Source organism: Luteolibacter algae, assembly GCF_042683045.1.
GTDB classification, from domain to species: domain Bacteria; phylum Verrucomicrobiota; class Verrucomicrobiia; order Verrucomicrobiales; family Akkermansiaceae; genus Luteolibacter; species Luteolibacter algae.
Genome location: NZ_JBHUIT010000017.1, coordinates 143,017 through 161,405 on the forward strand (window position 1 = coordinate 143,017; position 18,389 = coordinate 161,405).

Genomic DNA, 18,389 nt, shown 5'->3' on the forward strand with positions numbered 1-18,389 from the left:
TGTTTTTTTTGACAAGAGGGTGGCGGAAAGGCTATCTCGCTGCCGACTGAGTTTTTGTAGAAAACTTTTACCAATCTATTCCTATTATACCATGAGCGAAACAACGACAGAGAAGCATGTGTTCCAAGCAGAAATCCAGCAGTTGCTCGAACTGGTGGTGCACTCACTTTATACCGACAAAGACATTTTCCTCCGGGAGCTGATCTCGAATGCTTCGGATTCGATGGAAAAAGTCCGTCATCTCGAAGGGACGGAGAAGAACTTCAAGGACGCCGGAGACGAGCTCCAGATCACCCTGGAAATGGATAAGGAGGCGAAAACGATCACCCTGACGGATCGTGGGGTAGGGATGACTCGTGAAGAGTTGGTGGAAAATCTGGGGACGATCGCGCATTCCGGCACAAAGGCATTTTTACAGCAGATGAAGGAATCCGGCGGCAGCCCGGCAGGACTAATCGGCCAATTTGGAGTAGGCTTCTATTCAGCATTCATGGTTGCGGACAAAGTGGAGGTTTACAGCCGCTCGTGGAAAGAAAATGGAGAAAACCTCCGCTGGGAGAGCGATGGAAAAACCGGCTATGAGATCGAAGAAGTCGGCGAATTACCGCGCGGTGTGAAAATCGTTCTGCACCTGAACGAAAGCAGCGTGGATTTTGCCGAAGAGTTCCGCGTCAAGAGCCTCATTGAGCGCTATAGCAATTTTGTAGGTTTTCCGATCTTGTTGGATGGAAAGCGCATCAACGAGGTTGAGGCTCTCTGGCTGAAAAACAAATCCGAAGTCTCCGAAGAGCAGTATAAAGCCTTTTACCAATTTGCCTGCAAGTCCTTCGATGAGCCAGTTTACCGCATGCACTTTAGTGCGGACGCACCCATTTCAATTAATTCCCTGATTTTTGTTCCCGGCGAAAATCCGGAGAAGATGGGCTTTGGAAAAGTCGATGGTGGCGTTTCGCTCTATTGTAAAAAAGTCCTGATCGATCCGGAGCCAAAAGGTCTCCTTCCCGAGTGGCTCCGTTTTGTAAAAGGCGTTGTCGACAGTGCGGACCTTCCATTGAATATCTCCCGTGAGACAATGCAGGACAGCGCGCTTGTCAAAAAGCTCAACAACGTTCTTAGCAAACGTATCATCAAAATGTTTGAGAAGGAGGCAAGTGCGGACCCCGCGAAATATAGGGATTTCTACAAAAAATTCGAGCGCTTCTTCAAAGAAGGAATTGCAACTGACTTCGCGAACAAGGACGCGCTTGCAAAACTGCTTCGTTTTGAAACCTCCATGACTGATGCCGGAGAGGTCTGCAGCTTGGTGGATTATGTCGGGCGCATGAAGGATGGTCAGGAAAAGATTTATTTCCTCGTCGGTCAGAATCGGGATCAGATCGAAAGTGGCCCTTATGTTGAGGCCTTCAAGGCACGGGGGCTGGAAGTCATCTATTTCACCGACGCCGTGGACGAATATGTGGTCGATGCCCTCGGTGAATTTGACGGCAAGAAGCTCGCCTCCATCCGCCATGCCGGTGTTGAACTGGATGATATGGAGAAGGATGGTGATGCGCTTTCCGAGGAGGAAGTCACAGGTCTTTGCGAATTCCTTGCTTCCGAGCTGGGCGAAAAAGTATCCAAGGTTTCCGGAGGTAAGCGCCTCGTGGAAAGTCCGATCATCGCCCTGGTTCCAGAGGACGGAATGAGCCCGCAGATCCGTCAAATGATGAAGGCCATGGATGAAAATTTCAAAGATGAGGTAAAAGTCGAGCTTGAGATCAATCCACGTCACCCGCTGATCAAAAAGCTTGCACAGAGTAAATCGAGCTCCCCTGAAACGGCAAAACTAGTTGCAGCGCAGCTTCTGGATAACGCGCTTATTTCGGCCGGCCTGCTGGATGATGCCAGGGATACCATTCAGCGCATGAACAGTCTGATGGAGAAAGCGATGGCTTGATCCCGATCGACAATAGGTAAATATACCGTTGTGAATAACTTGGGAAAAGCTGGTTATTCACTGCAATTCACCTAGCTCCGTATTGAGTTTTTTAAGCTCATCCGGGGCTAGTTTTTTTTCGACTGGATCAAAATGGATGTGGATAATTGTGAATAAGTATGCGTTTTACTGAAATTTGGGTTTATTGTAACTGACTGATAATCAAGTGTTAGTGTGACTTGCCAAGAGCTGTTCAGAATTCTTCCCAAGTTATTCACAATTGGGAATGTGAAGCTTTTGACGATCCGGAAAGACCTGGAAAACAGCGGATTGAGTGGAATTGTGAATAACTTGTGAGCTCTTTACGGCTTATGTGGGCATGTTCCTGCCAGGATTGAATGATTGACTGCAAATTATGGAGTCGTATCTTCCTACAAATCCAAAATTTATGAAATCGTTACACTGTATTATTCTCTCGCTAGCACTTGCCGTGCCTTTACACGGACAAGCGGCTAAACCCAGGCCTCAGGACAATCCGGAGTTTTTGGAGAAGGCGGCGCTGAAAATCGATTTTCATATCGCGTCTTTCTACCGGAAGAAGAAGCTACCTGTCCCGGACGTTACGGATGATGCGACATTCCTTCGTAGGGCATTCCTGGTGGCGATTGGACGGATTCCAACCGCGGAAGAGGCGCTGGCGTTTCTGGAGATTGAGGATGAGAACAAGCGGGCGGACCTGGTGAATTACCTGATGAATTCAAAAGGTTACTCAAGCCACATGACGAACTGGGCGTTCGATCTGCTTCGTCTCCGCGACGAGCGCACTGGGGGGCAGGCCAATACAGAACCATACCGGGAATGGATCCGCTCCGCGATGGATGAGAATATGCCGTGGGATGATTTTGTTACAGAACTATTGACCAGCTCGGGGAATGGATGGGATCCGAAATCGGCGGCCGTCGGCTATTATACAATCGATAAAGGAATGCCGCTGGATAATTTGTCCAATTCCATGCGGATTTTCACCGGTGCGCATATGGAGTGTGCACAGTGTCATGATGATCCATTCGGCGAAACCGAACGGCGTGATTTCTATCATCTCGCAGCATTTACCAATGGTCAGGACACCATTAACGAACGCTATTTCAAAAAATTGTGGGATGAGATCCGTGCAAACAACACCGGGGGGAGTGTGGAATTTGATGTGGGTCGCTTGTTTTTGGATAGGATCTATGGGATGTCCCTGCGGGGCGGGGGAGAAGGAAAGATCAAATTACCGGATGATTATCAATACCGTGATGGCGATCCAGGCGAGTTGATAGGTGCGGAAACGCCTTTTGGCAAAACCGTAAGAATGTCCGAGCGGAAACAAGAAAACAACGGCCGCGAACAGCTCGCGGATTGGATTGTCAACCGCACCGGACCGCAATTTTCGAGCGTCATTGCCAACCGCATGTGGAAGCGCGTGATGGGCAAGGGAATTTATGAGCCTGTGGACGAATACATCGAAGCTTCGGACACAGTTTATCCTGAGCTTGTCACAGATATTGCCAAATTGATGCACGAGTTGGATTATGATCTCAAAGCCTTCCAGCATGTGCTGTTGCTTACAAAAACCTTCCAGTTCGCGACGAATCCGAACCCCTCTGTCGTGGCGGGTGGTGATGATTTCCACGGTCGTAAGATCGAGCGCTTGTCTGCGGAACAGATCTGGGATTCGTTGATTACACTGTCCGATGGTGATCCTGACCAGAAGCCACGCCGTTCGGTTGATAACCGGATCCACGTGCGTTACAGCCCCGTTCTCGAAGGCGAAATGGACATGGTTCAATTAACGGATGAAGTGCTCGCCTTGCAATCAGAGGCGGAGGTCAGAAAATATTTCAATAATTTCATGAAAAAGCTCAATGACTCGGGCTACTCGAAATCAAATCGGGGGAAAGGGTCTGATATGATGTCCGGAATGGCCGCTGTCACAAAATATGGAAAATATGATCCCGTTAGGGCATCCGAGCTTCCATCTCCGGCTCCCCGGGAGCACTTCCTCTACCTATTCGGCGCTTCTGATCGTCTAGTCGTGGAAGGCGCAACCAAGGAGCCAAACGTCGGGCAGGTTCTTTCCTTGATGAACGGCTATGTTCAGAAAAAGCTCGTGGGGAACAGCGATGCGCATATTTACAAGAGCCTGGAGGGAGCAAGTTCCGATATGGAGAAGATCCGCAGGTTGTATGTGGCTATTTTAAACCGGCCGCCTTCTGAAGAGGAAATGGGCTGGATGCTTGATGAGGTCAAAAATCAAGGTGAGGAAGGCTTTAGAAATATCGTATCGGCCCTCGTCATGTCCTCTGAATTCCTTTTTCTACAATAAAACCTGCCTCGGCCGCTTCAAACCCAACTCAATCATTAAAAAACCATGAAACAATTTTTAAACAAAGCCGACGAGCCCACCCGCCGTCAATTCATGTTGAATGCCGCAAGAGCATATCTGGGCGTGCACTTATTTCCCATGCTGGGACCCACAATCGCCAGTGCTGCTGCGGAAGGTGCAGCAAAGGGAGCCAAGGCGAAGCATGTTATCTACCTATTCATGAATGGCGGAATGAGCCATCTCGATACCTTTGATCCGAAGCCGAAGAAGAAGGATGTCATGGGGCCTACCAAGACAATTCAAAGTAAGGTTGACGGAGTCGAGATTAGTGAATTTTTGCCGAAGACAGCTCAGGTGACGGATAAGATGTGTATCATCAACTCGATGAACTCCACACAGGGAGCGCACGAGCAGGGTGTCTACATGATGCACACCAGCTATTCACCCCGCGGAACCATCAAGCATCCGGCACTGGGCTCGTGGGTCGTTAAGCTCGGCGGCCGGATGCATCCGGAATTGCCTGGCTTCGTAGCAGTAAACTCCGCCCCCGAGTCCACTGGAGGTGGTTTCTTCGGTGCGAAATTCTCTGCGGCACCAATCGGTCGGCCGGATGAAGGGTTGCAAGACTCCTCGCGTGCCCACGATGTGAGTAAGGAGGACTTTTCCAGGCGCCTTACGCTTGCAGATAAGTTGAACCAACAATTTCACAGCCGCTATCCGAACACCGATGTAAAAGCCTATGAAGAGCTCTACCGTGAAGCAATTTCCTTGATGAATTCAAAGGACCTGGCGGCTTTCAATATCGGTGAGGAAGATCAGGAAACACGAGATCTATACGGCAGTGGAACCTTTGCCCAAGGATGTCTTCTTGCCCGTCGCCTGGTGGAACACGATGTCCGTTTTGTGGAGGTTCAGCTGGGCGGCTGGGATACCCATTATGACAACTTCACAGCGGTCGAAGGACGCTGCAAAGAATTCGACCAAGCCTACGCGGCTCTTCTAATCGATCTGGAGAAGCGGGGAAAACTGCAGGATACACTCGTTGTCGTTGCAACGGAATTTGGACGCACTCCGAAGATTGATACCAACCATAATGACGGACGGGATCACCATCCCAGCGCGTTCAGCTGTGTTCTTGCCGGCGGCGGCGTCAAAGGAGGAATGAAATACGGCCTGACCGATACTTCTGGCGCGAAGGTCAAAGAGAATAAGGTTAGTGTCCAGGATTTCAATGCCACGATCGCCTACGCTCTCGGACTCCCCTACGATCTGGTTATGATGTCGCCTACCAAGCGGCCGTTTAAACTGGCGGATAAAGGAATGCCGATCACCTCGATCTTTGGATAAAAGGAGAAGAATTTCCTCGATATAAAAGAAGGCTGCCTGGGAATACCGGGTGGCCTTTTTTTTGAGGTAGGAAACTTTGGATACTTGCAGCAGTTGAAAACGTTTTCTTGACGAAGCAATGCTCTTTGAGAGACTCGCTTCGATGAAAAACCTAGTTAAGATCGGCCTCGTATTACTTGTCAGTGGAGCATTTAGTTCCTGTGGAATTCCAATGGCCACGGTCAGAAGTGTGCAGGCCGCGGCCAAAACTGCTGCGAGTGCCGCAGGCTATTAAAACTTTCTAGTTTGAATTAATGTTTTTCAAAGGTCGGTGGGCTCCACCGGCCTTTCTATTTTACTGATTTTCCGTGATCCATCCGGTTGATGAGTGATCTCCAGCCAGATAGCATTATCTGGTAAAAGAGATGGGAAAAGGTCAGCCCACTCACAAATAATAACACCGTTCTGGTCAAGATATTCATCCCAACCGAGTGCCAAGAGCTCCTCGTCACTTTTGAGTCGATAAAGATCGAAATGATACACTGATAGTCTCCCGCCATGATATTCATTGACGATACTGAATGTAGGGCTCGTGACTGTGGCTTCCGGATCAATCTGGCTGATAAATCCTTTTGACCAGTGGGTTTTCCCGGTGCCCAGCGTTCCGACCAGAGCGAACACATCTCCTGATTTTGCATTCGAAGCAAATGAGTGCCCGGTCTCCATCATGACCGCAGGGGTGGGGATGACTTTTGGAATCATGTCGTTTTCTTAAAATGAGTTAAAATAGCTCTCACATCACCGATATAGACTGATGCGCGGACCTCAAGGGGTATCCGGTCATCATCATCGCTAAGCCACAATGTTACCGGTTTCTTGAGTTTTTTGTAGGGAACCAAGGTGTGACGATCACGATCAATTTTACGCATTGAAAAGCTCAATCGGATCGATTCCTTCCCCAGGTGTTTTTCCCGCCCTTCAACCGTTACCGTTAATAGATAGGGGCTCTTGAACGGTAGAAGAAGGAGGCCGTAATTATCCCCGGTATTTAGCGTCTGGCTACGTATATGAAGGATGGCGGAGAACATGTCTCTCGCTGGTCCGAAGGGAAACCGGTAATCATGCTTAGTGGTCGATCCGGTGCCGAGAGTCTTCGTTGCCTCGGAGGTAACAACTGTCCCGGAAGAATAGCGATTGATGGTAACAACTGATTCATCGTCATCAGTTTCGATGGAGTGGAAATACTTTGAGCGTAGGGAGCCAGGTTGGATCTCCGACCAATAGCTGTGAGTATAAGGAAAAAGTGTGGCTGCAGGACCAAGACTGGAGGCGGTGGACTTAACGACGAGTGATCCCGGCTTGGACACACCCTGCGGAGAAAACTCCAAACGAAGTTTCCCTGCTTTTACCATTCCCTTCCAGCTGAGGCTGAAATCGAGAACCGAGGGCTCGATCATTGGATGGGATCCCGCCGTTTCCCCCGTAAGTTGCGTCGTCCACGCAGGTGCGGAATACGACGTGACGACACTGCAATAGATGAGGAATAAGACGCGCATGATAGAGTGTGACCCATTCTGTGAGGCGGCTGGTTTGTGAGCTACGACGACAGGAATGGGAGAAAACATCGCACACTTTGACTACTCATCCAGCTGATAAACAGGATTTGCACGTGGCGGCAAAACTCCAGGAAGCTCGTTGGAAAACTCGAACGTGGTGTCGCTGCGGTCTTCTGACGTAGGTAGCGGACGAAAGGACTCGGAATAGGTATCGACTTGAAATTGCAGTTTCATCACATCCCGGTTCGTCTCCCCCATGAGGTCTTTCAAGTCCCTGTTTTCATCGCGCAATTTTTTGAGTTCATTGACCAATGCCGCATAAAATTCCTGTGGTGGGGATTCTGCCGCAGCTACAGGCATCGTTTCTTCAGGTTCTGATTTTACAACGGGCTGGATTTCATTTTTACGATCCAACTTCGGATTGCTCTCAGATTGCGGCTTTGCGGAAGCAGTTTCAACAGACGCCATTTGGATGCCGGTGATATTCGGATAATCGGTGACAAAATTTTGCACTGACCAATAGTGACTCACACCTGCAGCCATCATGGCCGCAAGCAGCGTTCCGCAAAGGAGTGGTGGAGTTGGGTTCATGGTTTTACAATTTCCTCGATGGGGGCTTCAGCTTGCGGGAGAGACGCGAGCAGACGATGAAGTTCGGAAAGGGCATTTCCAAGCTGTTTCGAGTCTTCGTCCAGCTGAATGATCGATTTTCCGAGTATCGCTCCGACGGTTTGCTCCTGACCGTATCCTTGTGCGGCATTGTAACCCGGCTCGGTTACTGAAAAAATGTTTAAGCCGTCCTGTTGGGGTGTTAGCACATGGGGTTGTATTTTGAGCGATATTGTGGTGCCGGGCTGAAGCTCGACTTCTCGGATAAAACTGGGCACATCGGTGTCTTTCTCTATCAACCACCCCTGCGGTGCATCGCCGAGGGGTTTTGCCGGGAAGCTTGCTTTGAGTGCAACCTGTTTGGGATCAATGATACCGGAGCCTTTGCGGATTGATTCTACCCGGACTTCAAGACCCGGCTCATCCGTAGGAGTTGCCTCTTGGTTCTGCTCTGCGGACTCCGTTGGAAGAGTGTCCGTTGCCGGGTTTTCTTGGATCGTCTTACGTTCCATCTCCTCAGCCGGATCGCTCTGAGGCGGCTTCCCACTGACCAAGACAGGTTTCTTGGCTTCCGGCTTTTCCAGATCTTCTTCGATTACCTCGATAGCGCGGGGCGCGGGAGGCTCTGGCGGATCCAGAACCACTGTCACCTCGTTGGCCTTTTTTCGTCCCTCCATTTTGAGACGGTTGAATTCCTCAATGGCTTTCTGGACCTCATCCGGCCCCGGCCCGTCATCTTTGGCTGGCTCCAGATTCTGCGCCTGAACGAAAAGACTAAAGGTGCAAAGAAGGGTCAGGATATGAAACGGGTGCTTGCTCATTCTTCGGATATCTGGAGTTTGATTGTTTCCTTCGTATCAGAAGAGTTCTGTGAGGAATCGTAGATGTTGCGTTGATTCGCCGGTAAGGTGGGGCTGTCGGCTCTCAAAGCTCTGCCGGGGATGGAGGCTTCCATCAGTTGATTCCAGGCAGATAAAAGAGCCTTTCCTTCATCGCGCAGATCGCGGGTTTTCTCCTGATGAATGGTCAGTTTTTCCAGTAGTTCGCGGGCCTTTGAGACTTCTCGCTGAGTCCAGAGAAGGTTGCGGCTTTGATATAACACCGGCACGTCAATAACGATGCGGCTGACGTCGCCGCCCGGGCTTTCTGCGTCGAGCACGTGCTGGATACGAAGATTCGTTTCTTCGTAATCGGTAGTTAATGCTGGTGGCAGCGCCTGGCCTGTTTTCGGGCTTTCTCCGGGCAGGCTCCTGCGGTCTGGAGTGATCTTGTTATGAGGAATCGTGCCGGGAGGCAGATCGGATGAGGCTGTGGAGGAAATCTCCTGCTCCGGGGAGCCATTGGGATTTTCCGTAACAATGACTGGCTTGGTGATGTAGGCTAAGCAAAACGTGGCAGCGACAGCCGTGCTGGCAAAAAGCAGCCACGGATAGACCTTCTGGACCGGGCATGATGCCACGCGCCGATTGGAGGTGGAGTAGGATCCAGGAGTATTCAGGGGGATCGAAGGTATGGGACGGCTGATGTCCTTGCTACCTTCTTCTTTGGGGATGGGTCTCATGGTTGTTCTACTGGATCAGGGGGAATACGTTCGGCAGCCACGGCATAGCTCACGATCGTCTGATCTGACACGCCTGGAAAAGTAGTTAGAGTCATGGACTCCTTGCTGAGGCGCAAGTGCCGAAGCGTGTTGCCGGAACAGGTTGAGGCCTGGATGCCGGGAATGACCTCCAGGGCACCGGATCCCGGGCGCTGGCGGCCGATACCATCCGAACGGTAAATTTCGAAACTAGTATGGGCGTCTTCTTCACCTTCCGGGACAATTCTGATCGTGACCCCGTCGGTATAGACGTGAAAGGCAATCGATTTCATCGGGATTGGAGTCGTGACCGCCCCGGTAATTTTAAAGTGGGATTTCAGCAGATAGTCACCGACATGACGGAACTCCGCAGCTGTCGAGAACAGCGCGCTGAGAAACAGAACAATGGTAAAGCTCGCAAATTTCATTCGCCTACGTCCCATAATGAATCCGAGAAATCGCCAGAAGGATCGTATACGCCATCTTCTCCATCATTTATGGTTGGAGGAGAGGTGTTGACGTTAATGGTCAGAATTTCACCGTCGAGGGAAGTTACGGTGGGTATCTCCACTGCACGATTGGCCAGGTAGGGGATGATATCAGCGGCTCGGATCCCGTTGACAGCAGCCGTGGGGTGATCTGCCAAATACATTCTTTGCGCGGCGTAAACCGTGCGGAGTTCTTCCGAAGCAGTGCGTCCTAGCTTCCATCTTCCGTATTGGTTGGATACCGAGAGGCCAACCCCTATGAGGGTAAGCAGCACCATAATGACAACGGTCATTTCCAGTAGCGTGAAGCCGTTTTTTGAAGTGCTGCAATTCATTGGAAAGGTATTTAACCTATATTAATGTTCTTGCAAAGCTTGAAATTAAGTGCTGGTGAGTTGATAACTCATAGATTTGAGAAAAGAATTTTGCCTTTTCGTTCTGCCGAATCCAAGCGCTCCAATGCCTGTGGAAAATCGTCCAGAGTGTAGCAGAAATCCACGTTTTGCTTGAGCGAGCCCTCTGCCAGGCGTTTCGCAAGATCCGCATAGACCTGCTGAAGCTCTGACTTTTTAGCTTTATCCATCCATTTGGTAACCCACAGGCCGCGGAGAATAATATCATTAAAAATCAGTGGGCCATTGGGGACTGTGAGAGGCTTCCTTCCCATCGCTCCGTAAGTAATATGGGTTCCGCCCTCGGCGAGTAATTTGATCAAGCGCAATGCGCTATCGCCGCCCACCGCGTTGAATGCCAGCTTGGTGCGTTTTTTGCCCAGTAGCTCGCGGGCCGAGGTGTAGCCCTCATGGGTATCGGGAAAAACCGCTGTTGCGCCGAGTTCCGCAAGCTCGCTGATGAGGGCTTCATTTCTCAGAAAACACAAAGTTTTGATCCCCATGCTGGCTGCCAGTTGGATCACACACTGGCCGACCCCCGAGTTGGCGGCGTTAAAGGTGACCCAATCACCCGGATTGAGCGTGGTGAAATGGTTGAGAAGCAACCAAGCCGTTGCCGGGTTGACCTTTAGTATAGCGGCTTGCAGCGGATCCAAGCCTGCTGGCAGGCGGACAAGATTGTCCGCAGTGGTGACCGCATGGCTGGCCCAGCCTCCAATCTTCCCCAGCGGAATCACGCTTTCACCCGGCTTGAAGTCCGGTGAGCGGCTTTCCAGGATTGTAGCGAAGCATTCGATGCCCGCCGTTGCCGGCAGTGAGGGCTTTATACCATAGGTCCCTTCAATATAGTTCAGATCGGCCGGGTTTACCGGTGCGGCATTGATGGAAAGCAATACCTCGCCCTCTTCAAGTGGAGGGACTGTAAACTCTTCCAGCTCCAATACGTCTGCCGGATTGCCATGTTGTTTGAAAATTAGTCGTGTGCTGTGCATATTGATGTTGATTGATTTTTCTTGGCTAGAGGGAAGGGAAGAGTTACTCCGACTCCGTCATGACACGTTCTTCTATCGAGGTTTCGATCAAAATCTTCCTTCTCGCCCTCATTGTGGTCTTTATCTATACGGTCGTCAAAGTGATCGGGATGATTGTTTGAGAAATCTGAATTTGTCAGACTTCTGAATCCGCGGATTTCTGTTGAGAGAAGAGGAAGTGTGCTTTCTCAGATGGATCTGATGCATCTGCTCTGGGTGGTTATTCGAAACTCGACCTACAAAGAGCTTTCCCGCTAAGTTGTCCACCGAGATATGGAGGATAAACCTAGTGGAACGAATCGTGAGGGGCAGGCGATTGAGCCGAAGCTCCGAGAGCGAATCTGGCGTATCATTTTCCTTTCCGATACCAAGGCCGGGCAATGGTTTGATATCGTCCTTCTGGTGCTGATTGGCTCCAGTGTGCTGGTTGTCATGCTGGATAGCGTGGAAGCGCTGAAAATCCGGCACCAGGTGCTATTTTCGGTTCTGGAATGGATTTTCACACTGATCTTCACGGTGGAATACATTATCCGGATGTGTGTAGTGCGTAAGAAGCGCAACTATGCTCTGAGCTTTTTCGGAATCGTGGATTTATTGTCCATATTGCCGACCTATGTGGCAATTTTTCTCCCGGCGAGCCAATATTTCATGATCATCCGCATTCTCCGGTTGCTGAGAATGTTCAGGATTCTCAAAATGGCGCACCATTTTGGCCAGGCGAATGTTTTGCTGAACGCTTTGAGAGCCAGTAGTCCGAAGATCTCGGTCTTTCTCTTTTTCATCCTAACGCTCGTCTCGATAGAGGGAACCTTGATGTATTTGATCGAAGGGGCCTATAATCCGGGCTTCAGCTCAATTCCCCAGGCGATCTACTGGGCGATCGTGACAGTGACAACGGTGGGTTATGGCGATGTCGCACCGATGACCGTTGCGGGAAAGGTTCTTTCCTCTCTCATTATGCTCAGCGGGTTCTCAATCATCGCGGTTCCTGCTGGAATCGTTACCGCCGAGATTGGTAGAGAGCGGGAAATGCTCCGAATGGATCATCGGAAGTGCAAGCAATGTGGTTGGACCGGACATGATCCGGGCGCGAATTTTTGCAAGCATTGCGGGTGTGCTCTCTCCACCCATTGAGAACATTGCAGCTCGCTTATTGTGCCTCCGCCTGATGGACGGTGATTTGAGTGAACGGAATGACCCATCCATTTTCGTTGCAGGCATCAACACAGATACTCTGGAGCCTTCTCCGTAAATAGTTGTATCGATGGGCGCACGAGCCATCGAAGTCTGCGATGATTTCATAATCGAGCGAGGAGGCTGCGGCCGAGGCAAACTCGACTTTCACGGAGCGGATGGCGTCGCGGCCAAGTTCTTTGAGCAATGCGGAGTTCAGATAGCCATTGAGCGTTTCAAGAATACTGCCGGTGGACTCCTTCTGGTGTATATAATCAATGCCGAAGCCGACCGAAAGGCGAAAGCCGTGGGAAAGGTTCTCAGGGATTGCTGCTAGAAATTCCGATGTGGGATAGGTCTTGTAGCTACCTCCAAGGCGTAGGACGACGACTTGCTCCGCGGTTTGCGTGATCATCTTTCCGTAAGTGTTGTCCGAAAGCAGAACCCAATCATCGACAGAGGTGGGAAACCAACTTTCCTTTGGCTCGATAGGCCTGGAGATCATGCCCATGACATCTTTGATTGGTATGCGGAGGAGTCCACCCTGGAGGTTAGGATTGGTAAACGTCGTGAAAAAGCCCAGGGAGGATACCTTCCAGGGAAGTCCGTCATAGATCACGCGTTCGCCTTCCCGGACGGATCCCAAATTCAAAATCATCCGAATCTGCTCCAGATAGGGAGGGATGGCGTTTTTTCCAGTCCACACCACTCCGACGAGAAAAATGACGACCAAGGTCAGCAAAAGCCAGTCTCCGCGTGCATAGAATACGATGACAATCCCGGCAATCGCGACCAAGATGGCTATACCCATCGCCAGAACATCCGATATTCTAGTGGTGAAATTATGTTTGTCCTTTTTGTGGACGGGACTGACATGACGTAGCCATGCGTAAATTTTCCGAGTGAGAACGAAGCCGATGCCTGCTGCTAGAAAAGCCATCAGGAGGTTCATCCCCTTGCTCTTGAAAAATCTACTGAAACCGCTGGAGAGTGTTTCCCATAATGACCGTCTCTCCTGGTTGCGCTCGTCAATACGGACGGTGATAACCGCGATCTGGCTGGTAGCTTCAGCCTGCCGGCTTGCCCATAATCTGCGGGCCGATGAAAGCTCTGAGCTAATTGCCGGATCGGTGGTTTTTTCAATGAGCTTATCGATCCGTGCCAGAACCGTATTTGTCTTCCTCTGTCTTTCCTGCCACGTGACAAGGGACTTTTTCAATGCATCCAGCTCGCGGGGCTGGGACGTAGCTTCCCTTAATTCGCTAAGGACCGGCTGAACAAGATCACTGATCTGTTCTTGAATTGTGGCACCGGCTTCCGGCTCGCCTTCATACTCGGCAGCTTCAGAACCACCCAGTATATTGCGGAAGTTGTCGCGGAGCTGGCGGACGCGCTCACGCTCGGCATCCAAGCGTGTCTGGATCTCTTCTTTGGCATCTTCAGTCTGCGCTTGCTTCAGTTCGGTCTGCAGTTTCTCGAGCTCTTTGAGCGAGACTGCCAGAGGATCCGCAATCGTTTTCAGCGAATCGAGCTTCTGCTCAGTCACTGGCTTTTCGCCCGGAGAATTTTGTTCCTGGGCGAAAAGCCGACTGAATTGGAAAACGAGAAAAAACGCAAACAGCAGGCATCGCATACCAGCATCATGAACGCTGGATACAAATGGCGCAAGTCAGCGACTCGCTGATATATTATGATTGATGAGCTGTTACAGCAGGTGCTGTGGCAGCAGATCAGAGAGTTTTTTAATGGCATCCGCCTGATGGCGGTTTGCGATTAGAATGGAGTCTCCGGTTTTAACCACTATCAAATCATCTACTCCGAGAAGGGCGATATGAGTTCCATCAGTCGCATTGAAAACGATGTTATTTTCCGAGTCGATCTGCGAAATCGGCTGGTTGGTGCGGTTGTTGGAGCCGCTGTCCGAAAGATACTTTGCGATGGAAACCCATGATCCTACATCGTCCCAATCGAAAGTCGCCTCGATATTGAGCACGCGATCCGCCGTTTCCATCAGCGCGTAGTCGATGGAGATCGGGGTCAGTTTCGGGAATTGGGCGGAGACAGTAGCGTCAAGATCACTGCTTGCGCGGAGCTCGGAAACAAAACGCGCAAGCTCGGGAGAGTGGGAGGCAAGTTGTTTGATGACTGTCGGCAGAGACCAAACAAACATTCCCGCGTTCCAGGAAAACCCGCCGGCATTGAGAAACTGCTCGGCTAGCTCTGGATTCGGTTTTTCGCGGAAACGCGAGACTTCAAAGGGTGGGTGCTCACAAGTGAGGCCTGGGATGGAAGCACGATCGCCGCGCTCGATATAACCATAGGAAGGGCAGGGCCAGGTCGGGCGGATTCCGATGGTGACAAGACCATCGGATTTTTCCGCTACGTTCAGAGCATCGGTCATGACAGCTTGATATGCGTTGCGATCCTTGATGAGCTGATCGGCTGGAAGGACCATCATCACCGCATCCGGATTCCGCGCGGCGATAAGACCTATACCCAATGCGACGGCTGGAGCTGTATCGCGCTTTGCAGGCTCCGCATAAACATTTTCGGCCGGGAGCTTGCTGGCAATTTTCCGCACAGCATCAACCTGGAGCGCATTTGTAAGTATGAGGATATTTTCCATGGGAACCATTCCTTCGAGACGGTCGATGGTTTGTTCGAGAAGAGTTCCGTTGCCGAAGAGATCGAGAAGCTGTTTTGGCTTATCGTTACGGCTGAGAGGCCAAAAACGGGTGCCGGAGCCACCGGCAAGAATTAAGGCATAAGTATTTTCAGGAGAAGGCATAGCGGCGCGAGACTAACCATTATGAGTAAATGGGAAAGAGACAATATTGTAACTTTTACTTGAATGCTTTCTGATGTTGTCGAGCGCCCGCGGAGTGTCTACCTTTGCTGCATGGCAGATGAGCATGTAGAAACGACCCCAGTTTGGGTAGAGGGCAGCGCCCTCGCAGCACCGGTAATTCTTGGAGCTTCCGCAGGACTTCTTGTGGGAGATTTGATGCATGGAAATGCCCGCCGAGGGGTGGGAATTTCTCTCGGCATCTTGGGCGTCGCGGCCCTCCTTCCATTTGCGATTGATGGTGTCACCAGTCTGATCACCGGGCCGCGAAGCAAGTTTGGTGTCCGTCGAAAAATCCAGAAGATCCGTGATATCGGGATCGGAACGCCTTCACACGATGAGGTCGAGAATGAACTCCGCGAACAAGGAGTAATTTGATTTTCTCAAAATCCTGTCTTATGATTTAATGACGATTTTGTAGCAGGCATTTTGCAATGTTGTGCCATTTTTGCACGGTCAGCCGTGCCGGAATAGCGCATGTAAAAGATGCGGAATTATTCGAAACCCTTGTTCTGCAAGGGTTTTTTTGTGCCTGGTGTTCGCGGCATATTCCTTGCTCGGTATTTGGTGTCATCAGCCAAATAAGGAAACTCTCGTAGTGGCAAACTGCGAGTTCAACGAAAAAAGGAATAATCAATCCGGTGGTGACGCTAATTTAGTAGATCAACTTTAACCTAGAAACACCATGTCCTACGAATCTGACTCCAGTCTCAAACTCTACCTCCGGGAAATTTCCAAGACACCATTGCTCACGATTGCAGAGGAAATCGAGCTCGCCGAGCGTATCAAGCAGGGAGATAGCGAAGCACGTGCGCACATGATCCGCGCCAACCTCCGCCTGGTTGTTAAAATCGCCCAGGATTACTCAAACTATGGATTGCCGGTGACCGATCTTATCTCCGAAGGAAATATTGGACTGATGAAGGCTGTGGAGCGGTTTGATCCGGAAAAAGGTGGCAAACTTTCCACTTATGCAGCTTGGTGGATTAAACAATCCATCAAACGCGCCTTGGCCAATCAATCCAAAACAATTCGTCTTCCGGTTCATATGGTCGATAAAATTGCCAAAATGCGGAGGATTTCATCGATGCTGGCAGAAGCGCTTGGACGTGAGCCTACGGATGAAGAACTCGCTGATGAGGTAGGTCTTCCTCGGCGCAAGCTCGCGATGCTTAAACAGGCATCGCAGCGCCCGACTTCTTTGGACGCACCGATCAACGATGGCGAATCCACCGAGTATGGTGAAATCATCAGCGATGACCGCGCCGAGAATCCGTTGGACATGCTTGCTGACAAGAACCTACATGGTGAGATTGATGGTTTGCTCTCCGTTCTGGACGACCGCGAGCGGCGGATCATCGATGAGCGCTTCGGTCTCAATGGTAAAAAACCTCTCACGCTGGAAGAAGTTGGCCGCGAGTTTGGAGTGACGCGTGAACGTATCCGTCAGTTGCAAAATTCCGCTCTTACGAAAATGCGCAAAGCACTCCGTAAGAAAGAAAAACCACTTCCAAAACCTGTCAGCGGCTTGGCATAAAGCACGGCAAGAGTGATAGCATTCCATTACAGCAGGGGACTTGATGTCTTCTGCTGTAATTTTTTGATAACGACACCGTCCCAAAAACTATCTTTGAAAATCCCTTGGATATTTCCAAGCTCATCCCATGCAAACAAAGCGTGTTATTTTCGAGGGCAAGGTCCAGGGAGTCGGCTTCCGGTATACGACGAAAGATCTCGCCCGCGGCTTTGATGTGTTGGGAACTGTAAGAAATCTTGCAGATGGCACTGTGGAACTGATCGTGTCCGGGGAGAGGGCAGAAGTTGCAGATTTTATCATGACCCTGAGCAAAGAGTCGGCTGTTTCCCATCATATTAAAAGTGTGACCGAGGAAGAAATTGACCCATTGCCAGATTTGAAAGGCTTCACTATTGTTTCTTAACGGCTTATCTGAACGCCGAAATTTCAAATACGAAAATGCCAAACTACGATTACGAATGCCTGGAATGTGGAAAACAATTTGAGGTTTTCCAAAGTATGAAAGACGACAAGCTGACAGATTGTCCGCAGCCGGAATGCGATGGGAAAGTGAAGCGCCTGCTGGGAACCGGCGGTGGTATCATTTTCAAAGGCTCTGGATTTTATCAGACAGATTATCGTTCCTCGTCTTATAAAAATGCCGCGAAAGCTGATGGGACAGCTCCTAAGGCCGAAGCTGCCACGGTGAAGAGTGATAGTGTGGCGACGAAATCTGACTCTCCCACCAACAAGCCCTCAGGCGAATCCAAGAAGTGAATTTCTTTGGATTCGATTCTTTCAAACTCCATTCAAAGCGCATAAAACCCGTGCCCCATGGCAAGCGACGATAAGAAAAAAAGCAAAGGTGGATGCATTGGCAGGCTCATGAGCTTTGTGGTCTTCCTTGTTGTCGTGGGCCTCGGAGTTGCGCTGTATTTTATCTCGCAGCCTCAGGATTTATCCGAGGTAGGTGGGTTGGGCCAAACAACGACGACTGCTGCCAGCCCACCTCGTGATATCAAAACCGTTTTGCAGAAATCCATTGAGGGCAGCTATTCGGTTACGCTTTCGGAGTCTGAAATCAATCAATGGCTGAGTAGAGAGCTGATCGCTAGCCAGGGGGGAGAGCTTGCTCCATGGGTATCTATTAAAAATGTCTGCATCCGATTGAAAACAGGCGTTGCCGAGGTTGTGATTGAACGGGAAATCCACGGCTATCCATTCACGACCTCCATGTTTGTGCAGATTGAGCAATCGGAATCCCAAAAGGGTATCAGCACCCAGATTCATCTTCATGGCGGAGGGTTTCATGAACTCGTCCCGAAGCCTACGATGGGTGGACGGTTCGGGAAACTCCCGGTGCCTCAGGGCTTCTTGATTTTGGTAATGTCTGATTTCAAGAAAATCGCCTCGATTTTTGAGGACGAAATTGAATTGGGTTTCAACCGCATGGCTCATATAGAGATTCAGGACAAACGGTTGGTTCTTGATCCTCGCCGTCCGACGGTGGAGGTGGGAGGAAACTCGTTTTAGGTTTCCATGTTATCCGTTGCCGGAAGAATTCAGGCTGGAAATTGATATATTTCAAGAT

The 18,389-nt window shown here is 50.3% G+C and carries 20 protein-coding genes; 10 read left to right on the forward strand and 10 right to left on the reverse strand.

Translation table 11 applies throughout. The features are described 5' to 3' along the window. Positions 1-91 precede the first annotated feature (91 nt). From htpG to ACFSSA_RS09820, 4 genes are all read left to right on the forward strand, one after another. Complete coding sequence (gene htpG, locus ACFSSA_RS09805; protein WP_386820265.1) at positions 92-1,936, forward strand: molecular chaperone HtpG; 1,845 nt, start codon at positions 92-94, stop codon at positions 1,934-1,936. A 427-nt stretch (positions 1,937-2,363) separates the two neighbouring features. Continuing rightward, positions 2,364-4,283: a DUF1549 domain-containing protein gene (locus ACFSSA_RS09810; protein ID WP_386820266.1), complete on the forward strand. Its 1,920-nt coding sequence runs from the start codon at positions 2,364-2,366 to the stop codon at positions 4,281-4,283. A 45-nt stretch (positions 4,284-4,328) separates the two neighbouring features. Continuing rightward, positions 4,329-5,630: a DUF1501 domain-containing protein gene (locus tag ACFSSA_RS09815; protein WP_386820267.1), complete on the forward strand. Its 1,302-nt coding sequence runs from the start codon at positions 4,329-4,331 to the stop codon at positions 5,628-5,630. Positions 5,631-5,772: 142 nt separating this feature from the next. Continuing rightward, complete coding sequence (locus ACFSSA_RS09820; RefSeq protein ID WP_386820268.1) at positions 5,773-5,904, forward strand: hypothetical protein; 132 nt, start codon at positions 5,773-5,775, stop codon at positions 5,902-5,904. A gap of 26 nt (positions 5,905-5,930) precedes the next feature. Here ACFSSA_RS09820 and tsaE read toward each other — a convergent pair whose 3' ends face one another. From tsaE to ACFSSA_RS09860, 8 genes are all read right to left on the reverse strand, one after another. Further along, positions 5,931-6,371, reverse strand: a complete 441-nt coding sequence (gene tsaE, locus ACFSSA_RS09825; protein WP_386820269.1) for a tRNA (adenosine(37)-N6)-threonylcarbamoyltransferase complex ATPase subunit type 1 TsaE — start codon at positions 6,369-6,371, stop codon at positions 5,931-5,933. Continuing rightward, positions 6,368-7,165, reverse strand: coding sequence for a DUF3108 domain-containing protein (locus ACFSSA_RS09830; RefSeq protein ID WP_386820270.1), 798 nt, complete (start codon positions 7,163-7,165; stop codon positions 6,368-6,370). The genes tsaE and ACFSSA_RS09830 overlap by 4 nt, the downstream gene beginning before the upstream one ends. A gap of 81 nt (positions 7,166-7,246) precedes the next feature. Further along, complete coding sequence (locus ACFSSA_RS09835; protein ID WP_386820271.1) at positions 7,247-7,756, reverse strand: hypothetical protein; 510 nt, start codon at positions 7,754-7,756, stop codon at positions 7,247-7,249. Next, positions 7,753-8,595, reverse strand: a complete 843-nt coding sequence (locus ACFSSA_RS09840) for a hypothetical protein (RefSeq protein WP_386820272.1) — start codon at positions 8,593-8,595, stop codon at positions 7,753-7,755. Before ACFSSA_RS09840 ends, ACFSSA_RS09835 begins: the two co-directional genes overlap by 4 nt. Continuing rightward, a complete protein-coding gene (locus ACFSSA_RS09845; RefSeq protein WP_386820273.1) occupies positions 8,592-9,335 on the reverse strand; it encodes a hypothetical protein in 744 nt (247 codons plus the stop codon). The genes ACFSSA_RS09840 and ACFSSA_RS09845 overlap by 4 nt, the downstream gene beginning before the upstream one ends. Continuing rightward, positions 9,332-9,781, reverse strand: a complete 450-nt coding sequence (locus ACFSSA_RS09850; RefSeq protein WP_386820274.1) for a hypothetical protein — start codon at positions 9,779-9,781, stop codon at positions 9,332-9,334. Before ACFSSA_RS09850 ends, ACFSSA_RS09845 begins: the two co-directional genes overlap by 4 nt. Beyond that, a complete protein-coding gene (locus tag ACFSSA_RS09855; RefSeq protein WP_386820275.1) occupies positions 9,778-10,176 on the reverse strand; it encodes a type II secretion system protein in 399 nt (132 codons plus the stop codon). Before ACFSSA_RS09855 ends, ACFSSA_RS09850 begins: the two co-directional genes overlap by 4 nt. A gap of 68 nt (positions 10,177-10,244) precedes the next feature. Further along, positions 10,245-11,225, reverse strand: coding sequence for an MDR family NADPH-dependent oxidoreductase (locus tag ACFSSA_RS09860; RefSeq protein WP_386820276.1), 981 nt, complete (start codon positions 11,223-11,225; stop codon positions 10,245-10,247). Between the two features lie 312 nt (positions 11,226-11,537). On the opposite strand from ACFSSA_RS09860, the gene ACFSSA_RS09865 reads away from it, so the two are divergent. Further along, positions 11,538-12,398, forward strand: a complete 861-nt coding sequence (locus tag ACFSSA_RS09865) for an ion transporter (RefSeq protein ID WP_386820277.1) — start codon at positions 11,538-11,540, stop codon at positions 12,396-12,398. A 16-nt stretch (positions 12,399-12,414) separates the two neighbouring features. On the opposite strand, the gene ACFSSA_RS09870 is transcribed toward ACFSSA_RS09865, so the two are convergent. Both ACFSSA_RS09870 and ACFSSA_RS09875 read right to left on the reverse strand, forming a co-directional pair. Further along, positions 12,415-14,070 (reverse strand): hypothetical protein, encoded by a 1,656-nt coding sequence (locus tag ACFSSA_RS09870; protein WP_386820278.1) that lies wholly within the window; start codon positions 14,068-14,070, stop codon positions 12,415-12,417. A gap of 72 nt (positions 14,071-14,142) precedes the next feature. Beyond that, positions 14,143-15,225: a mannose-1-phosphate guanylyltransferase gene (locus ACFSSA_RS09875; RefSeq protein ID WP_386820279.1), complete on the reverse strand. Its 1,083-nt coding sequence runs from the start codon at positions 15,223-15,225 to the stop codon at positions 14,143-14,145. 63 nt (positions 15,226-15,288) lie between these two features. Between ACFSSA_RS09875 and ACFSSA_RS09880 the strand changes: the two genes are divergently transcribed. The 5 genes from ACFSSA_RS09880 (at position 15,289) to ACFSSA_RS09900 (ending at position 18,331) form a co-directional block, all read left to right on the forward strand. Then, positions 15,289-15,660, forward strand: coding sequence for a hypothetical protein (locus ACFSSA_RS09880; protein WP_386820280.1), 372 nt, complete (start codon positions 15,289-15,291; stop codon positions 15,658-15,660). 307 nt (positions 15,661-15,967) lie between these two features. Further along, positions 15,968-16,819 (forward strand): sigma-70 family RNA polymerase sigma factor, encoded by an 852-nt coding sequence (locus ACFSSA_RS09885; protein ID WP_386820281.1) that lies wholly within the window; start codon positions 15,968-15,970, stop codon positions 16,817-16,819. Between the two features lie 127 nt (positions 16,820-16,946). Then, positions 16,947-17,222 (forward strand): acylphosphatase, encoded by a 276-nt coding sequence (locus ACFSSA_RS09890; protein WP_386820282.1) that lies wholly within the window; start codon positions 16,947-16,949, stop codon positions 17,220-17,222. A 35-nt stretch (positions 17,223-17,257) separates the two neighbouring features. Next, complete coding sequence (locus tag ACFSSA_RS09895; RefSeq protein WP_386820283.1) at positions 17,258-17,575, forward strand: FmdB family zinc ribbon protein; 318 nt, start codon at positions 17,258-17,260, stop codon at positions 17,573-17,575. 57 nt (positions 17,576-17,632) lie between these two features. Further along, positions 17,633-18,331: a hypothetical protein gene (locus ACFSSA_RS09900; protein ID WP_386820284.1), complete on the forward strand. Its 699-nt coding sequence runs from the start codon at positions 17,633-17,635 to the stop codon at positions 18,329-18,331. Positions 18,332-18,389 lie beyond the last annotated feature (58 nt).

Bases quoted from the DNA above. Each gene is read 5' to 3' on its own strand.
- ACFSSA_RS09845 (WP_386820273.1), bottom strand. From the start codon at position 9,335: ATGAGACCCATCCCCAAAGAAGAAGGTAGCAAGGACATCAGCCGTCCC.
- ACFSSA_RS09830 (WP_386820270.1), bottom strand. From the start codon at position 7,165: ATGCGCGTCTTATTCCTCATCTATTGCAGTGTCGTCACGTCGTATTCC.
- ACFSSA_RS09820 (WP_386820268.1), top strand. From the start codon at position 5,773: ATGAAAAACCTAGTTAAGATCGGCCTCGTATTACTTGTCAGTGGAGCA.
- ACFSSA_RS09835 (WP_386820271.1), bottom strand. From the start codon at position 7,756: ATGAACCCAACTCCACCACTCCTTTGCGGAACGCTGCTTGCGGCCATG.
- ACFSSA_RS09880 (WP_386820280.1), top strand. From the start codon at position 15,289: ATGCTTTCTGATGTTGTCGAGCGCCCGCGGAGTGTCTACCTTTGCTGC.
- ACFSSA_RS09885 (WP_386820281.1), top strand. From the start codon at position 15,968: ATGTCCTACGAATCTGACTCCAGTCTCAAACTCTACCTCCGGGAAATT.
- ACFSSA_RS09890 (WP_386820282.1), top strand. From the start codon at position 16,947: ATGCAAACAAAGCGTGTTATTTTCGAGGGCAAGGTCCAGGGAGTCGGC.
- ACFSSA_RS09850 (WP_386820274.1), bottom strand. From the start codon at position 9,781: ATGAAATTTGCGAGCTTTACCATTGTTCTGTTTCTCAGCGCGCTGTTC.
- ACFSSA_RS09865 (WP_386820277.1), top strand. From the start codon at position 11,538: ATGGAGGATAAACCTAGTGGAACGAATCGTGAGGGGCAGGCGATTGAG.
- ACFSSA_RS09895 (WP_386820283.1), top strand. From the start codon at position 17,258: ATGCCAAACTACGATTACGAATGCCTGGAATGTGGAAAACAATTTGAG.
- tsaE (WP_386820269.1), bottom strand. From the start codon at position 6,371: ATGATTCCAAAAGTCATCCCCACCCCTGCGGTCATGATGGAGACCGGG.
- ACFSSA_RS09870 (WP_386820278.1), bottom strand. From the start codon at position 14,070: ATGCGATGCCTGCTGTTTGCGTTTTTTCTCGTTTTCCAATTCAGTCGG.
- ACFSSA_RS09810 (WP_386820266.1), top strand. From the start codon at position 2,364: ATGAAATCGTTACACTGTATTATTCTCTCGCTAGCACTTGCCGTGCCT.
- ACFSSA_RS09900 (WP_386820284.1), top strand. From the start codon at position 17,633: ATGGCAAGCGACGATAAGAAAAAAAGCAAAGGTGGATGCATTGGCAGG.
- htpG (WP_386820265.1), top strand. From the start codon at position 92: ATGAGCGAAACAACGACAGAGAAGCATGTGTTCCAAGCAGAAATCCAG.
- ACFSSA_RS09855 (WP_386820275.1), bottom strand. From the start codon at position 10,176: ATGAATTGCAGCACTTCAAAAAACGGCTTCACGCTACTGGAAATGACC.
- ACFSSA_RS09840 (WP_386820272.1), bottom strand. From the start codon at position 8,595: ATGAGCAAGCACCCGTTTCATATCCTGACCCTTCTTTGCACCTTTAGT.
- ACFSSA_RS09815 (WP_386820267.1), top strand. From the start codon at position 4,329: ATGAAACAATTTTTAAACAAAGCCGACGAGCCCACCCGCCGTCAATTC.
- ACFSSA_RS09860 (WP_386820276.1), bottom strand. From the start codon at position 11,225: ATGCACAGCACACGACTAATTTTCAAACAACATGGCAATCCGGCAGAC.
- ACFSSA_RS09875 (WP_386820279.1), bottom strand. From the start codon at position 15,225: ATGCCTTCTCCTGAAAATACTTATGCCTTAATTCTTGCCGGTGGCTCC.